3 protein-coding genes are annotated in these 4,235 nt (G+C 34.9%); 1 reads left to right on the forward strand and 2 read right to left on the reverse strand.

Features of this window, described 5'->3' with window-relative positions; genetic code table 11:
• Positions 1 to 646: 646 nt before the first annotated feature.
• Positions 647 to 1,993, reverse strand: a complete 1,347-nt coding sequence (gdhA, locus tag ABS911_RS14465; RefSeq protein WP_350468142.1) for an NADP-specific glutamate dehydrogenase — start codon at positions 1,991 to 1,993, stop codon at positions 647 to 649.
• 214 nt (positions 1,994 to 2,207) lie between these two features.
• Here gdhA and def point away from each other — a divergent pair, with 214 nt between their 5' ends.
• A complete protein-coding gene (def, locus tag ABS911_RS14470) occupies positions 2,208 to 2,771 on the forward strand; it encodes a peptide deformylase (RefSeq protein ID WP_350468143.1) in 564 nt (187 codons plus the stop codon).
• A 327-nt stretch (positions 2,772 to 3,098) separates the two neighbouring features.
• Here def and ABS911_RS14475 read toward each other — a convergent pair.
• Positions 3,099 to 4,235: family 1 glycosylhydrolase (locus ABS911_RS14475; RefSeq protein ID WP_350468144.1), on the reverse strand; the 1,137-nt coding region annotated here is incomplete at its 5' end.

Genomic DNA, 4,235 nt, shown 5'->3' on the forward strand with positions numbered 1-4,235 from the left:
ACCGTCCTTATCAAAGATTTGTACCATTGGGAAAGCAGCATCAATTGTGCTTAACAATGCTTCAAAATCTACTGGTTGTTTTTTGTTAACCATGTATAACCCATTCCTCTCTCGTTTACAATATTGTTTTTCAAAATTCTGTTTTATACTGTTAAAGAAACTGTATTACTCAGAATTTTTCACAACTTAAATTTAACACGCTTTCAACTTAGATGCAAGTAAACTAAACGTTAAACCCTATGAATTCTATCTATTCACCTTACTTTAATCTAGTTTTCCAGTCATACTGGAATCCTTATTGTGAAATTTTTCACTATTAAAATTGTTTATCCCTTGTTATATAGCACATTAGCTTTAAAATAAACTCTGAAAAAAGCGGATACTTACCTCTTTAAAACTGTTATATAATTTTTATGAAACTGTATTACTTTCTAAATAAATATCTTCATTTTTTTGGATACATCTTTTTTCACAAAAAGATTTTCTTTTGATTAGAATTCAATAATTGTTCACTTTTTCGCCTTTTTTTTATTTTTCAACTGTTATTTTTCGTAAATTTTAACCATAAGCACAAATAAAAACACTATTGTTTTTATTTGTGCTAAAAAAAAACCCGTTTTTTTAACGGATTTTCTTTTAGTTCTATTTAAATAATTCCTTGACTTAGCATTGCTTTCGCAACTTTTGTAAAACCAGCAATATTCGCTCCAGCTACAAAATCTCCATCTAAATTATAAGACTTAGCTGTATCTTTTATTTCTTTATAGATGTTTTTCATGATTTTTTTCAATTCATCATCTACTTCTTCAAAACTCCAATTTAGTCTTTGACTATTTTGGCTCATTTCTAATGCTGAAACTGCTACCCCACCAGCATTAGCTGCTTTAGCTGGACCATATACGATTCCAGCCTTTTGGAACTCTTTAATAGCCTCTAAATTGCATGGCATGTTGGCTCCTTCGGCAACAGCACTAACTCCTTGGCTGATCATTTTCTGTGCTGTTGGTCCATCGATTTCATTTTGAGTTGCACATGGAAGTGCAATTGTATATCTTTCTTCTAAGTCCCAGATATTGCCGTTTTCATAAGTTGCATTCGGACGTTCGGTTAGATACTCTGAAATTCTTTCTCTTTTTTCTTCTTTGATTTTTTTAACAAGTGCTAAATCAATTCCTTCTGGATCAAAAATATAGCCATCTGAATCGGAACAAGCAATAACCGTTCCACCAAATTCTTGAACCTTTTCAATTGCATAGATAGCTACATTTCCACTTCCGGAAACAACGACTTTTTGATTTTTGAAAGATTTTCCAATATCGTCTAACATTTCTTTAGTAAAGTAAACTAACCCGTAGCCTGTAGCTTCTGTTCGTGCTAAACTTCCACCTAAGAAAATCGGTTTTCCAGTTAAAATTCCTGCTTGGAAACCATTCAACTTTTTATATTGTCCAAATAAAAATCCGATTTCACGTGCACCTACACCGATATCACCAGCTGGCACATCGATATCTGGTCCTATATGACGTTGCAGTTCTGTCATAAAACTTTGACAAAAACGCATAACTTCATTGTCAGATTTCCCTTTTGGATCAAAGTCACTACCGCCTTTACCGCCGCCAATAGGCAATCCAGTCAGACTATTCTTGAAAATTTGCTCAAATCCTAAAAATTTCACAATACTTTGTGTAACAGATGGATGGAAACGTAGTCCTCCTTTATAAGGTCCTATAGCAGAATTGTATTGCACTCTGTATCCACGGTTTACCTTTACTGCCCCTTGATCATCGACCCAAGGAACTCTAAATTGTAGAATTCTTTCTGGTTCCACTAAGCGTTCTAAAATATTTTTTTCAATTAATTCTGGATGAGCTGCGAAGACTGGTTCGATAGTACCAAAAAATTCTTTTACTGCTTGCAAATATTCCGGTTGATCCGGATCCCGTTCTGAAACTTTAGTATAAACTTCGTTAACATAACTTTTTGCATCTATCATATTCTAATCTCCTCTAACTTTTGATTTAAAAACAGTTTCTATTTTCATGTTTATCATTATCCCATAATCTATTTATGAAAAAAAGTTTTTTTTCAACTTTTTATACATCGTGCAAAAAGTTGAGTTTACTGATAAAATAAATAAGATGAAATTGATAAGGATTTTCCCTATGTGGAAAATGACTATTACGAAACAATATTAGGAGTGAACCGTTATGATTACAATGGAAGACATTATTAGAGAAGGCCATCCTACCTTAAGAATGGTTGCTAAAGAATTAGCATTGCCCCTTAGTGAAGAAGAAAAGCAATTAGGCAAAGATATGCTCCAATTTCTAAAAAACAGCCAAGACCCTGAAATTGCTGAAAAATATAACTTGCGCGCTGGAGTAGGTCTTGCAGCACCTCAATTAAACATTTCAAAACGTTTGATTGCTGTGCACATCCCTGGCATTGAAGAAGGAATTGATGAGCCTATCATTAGTGCTGTTATGGTCAATCCAAAAATCATCAGTCATTCAGTTCAAAGTGCTTGTTTAACTGAAGGTGAAGGTTGCTTATCTGTGGATCGTGAAGTACCGGGTTACGTGCCTCGTCACAGCCGTATTACATTAACGTACTTCGATTTAGAAGGAGAACTTCATAAAACGCGTTTAAAAAACTATCCAGCGATTGTTATTCAACATGAAATTGACCATATCAATGGAATCATGTTTTATGATCACATCAATAAAGAACAGCCCTTTAAAATCGACGACGATGTAAAAGTTATTTCTTAATAACAATAAAATCAGAGACCGGGACCTGTCCCCCCTAGAGTAGTTTACTTTAGGGGGGATTTTTATGCGTTCAAATAATAAACATACATTTACGGTACTAGAACAATCTATTCAACTGTATCTCAATGAAGGAATTATAAAAAGACATCGAAAGATATATTAAGTTTTATAATACCAAGAGAGTAACGTTAAAAATGGGTTTATCCATTCCAACATAAAAAGCCATGCATGATTTTTATCATACATGGCAAAATTATTTTGTTTATTTACCTGTCTACTTGACAGGGGGCAGTTCAATTTAGGTTTCAAGCTGCCTTTTTAACTATCTTATAGGTCTTCTCCATTCGATTCAATGACTTTTTTGTACCAGTCAAAGGAATCTTTCTTACTGCGTTCCATTGTTCCATTACCTTCGTTGTCACGGTCGACATAAATCATACCATAGCGTTTTTTCATTTCTCCAGTAGTGAATGAAACGATATCAATGATGCCCCAAGGTGTATACCCCATTAATTCAACACCATCGTGATTTATCGCGATGCCCATTTGTTTAATGTGTTCACGCAAATAAGAAATACGTGCTTCATCATGGATACTGCCGTCTTCTTCAACAGTATCAATCGCACCAAATCCATTTTCCACAATGAACAGTGGAATTTGATAACGATCCCAGAAACGATTCAACGTGTAACGCAAACCTACAGGATCAATCGTCCAACCCCAGTCACTAGCTTTTAGATATGGGTTATCTACTTGATAAGGAATCTTACCATGTACGTTAGCAGCTTCATCATCGTTGTTTTCATCTTTATGATCCACCACATTAGACATATAGTAACTGAACCCTAAATAATCCACTTTACCTTGTGCTAATATTTCAGCGTCGTCTTCTTGAATAGGAATATTCAAGCCATCGCGCTCAAATTCTTTCAGCGTATAGTTTGGATAATACCCACGTACTTGTACATCCGGGAAGAAATAACGCAAATGCATGGATTCTTCAGCCAACATAGCATCTTCTGGATGAGCCGTTAATGGATAGATCGGTACATGAGACACCATCGCTCCAATTTGAAAATCAGGGTTGATTTGGCGTCCGATTTTCACTGATAGAGCACTAGCTAGTAAGACATGGTGCGCTGCAGTGTACATCACTTCTTTAGCGTTTTCGCCTGCTTCAACTTGAACTCCAACGTTTGTCCATAAGAAAATCGGGTTTGTGTAATCCATCATATTGTTGATTTCATTAAACGTCATCCAGTATTTCACTTTATTTTTATAACGTTCGAAAACTACTTCGGCAAATTTAACAAAGAAATCGACTACTTTCCGGTTTCTAAATCCACCATAAGTTTGTGCTAAGTGAAGCGGCATTTCAAAGTGAGTTAGCGTAATGACCGGCTCAATACCATTTTTCAATAATTCATCAAATAAATCATCGTAAAATTGAAGTCCAGCTTCATT

It is taken from the genome of Carnobacterium sp. (assembly GCF_040274425.1).

Bases quoted from the DNA above. Each gene is read 5' to 3' on its own strand.
- gdhA (WP_350468142.1), bottom strand. From the start codon at position 1,993: ATGATAGATGCAAAAAGTTATGTTAACGAAGTTTATACTAAAGTTTCA.
- def (WP_350468143.1), top strand. From the start codon at position 2,208: ATGATTACAATGGAAGACATTATTAGAGAAGGCCATCCTACCTTAAGA.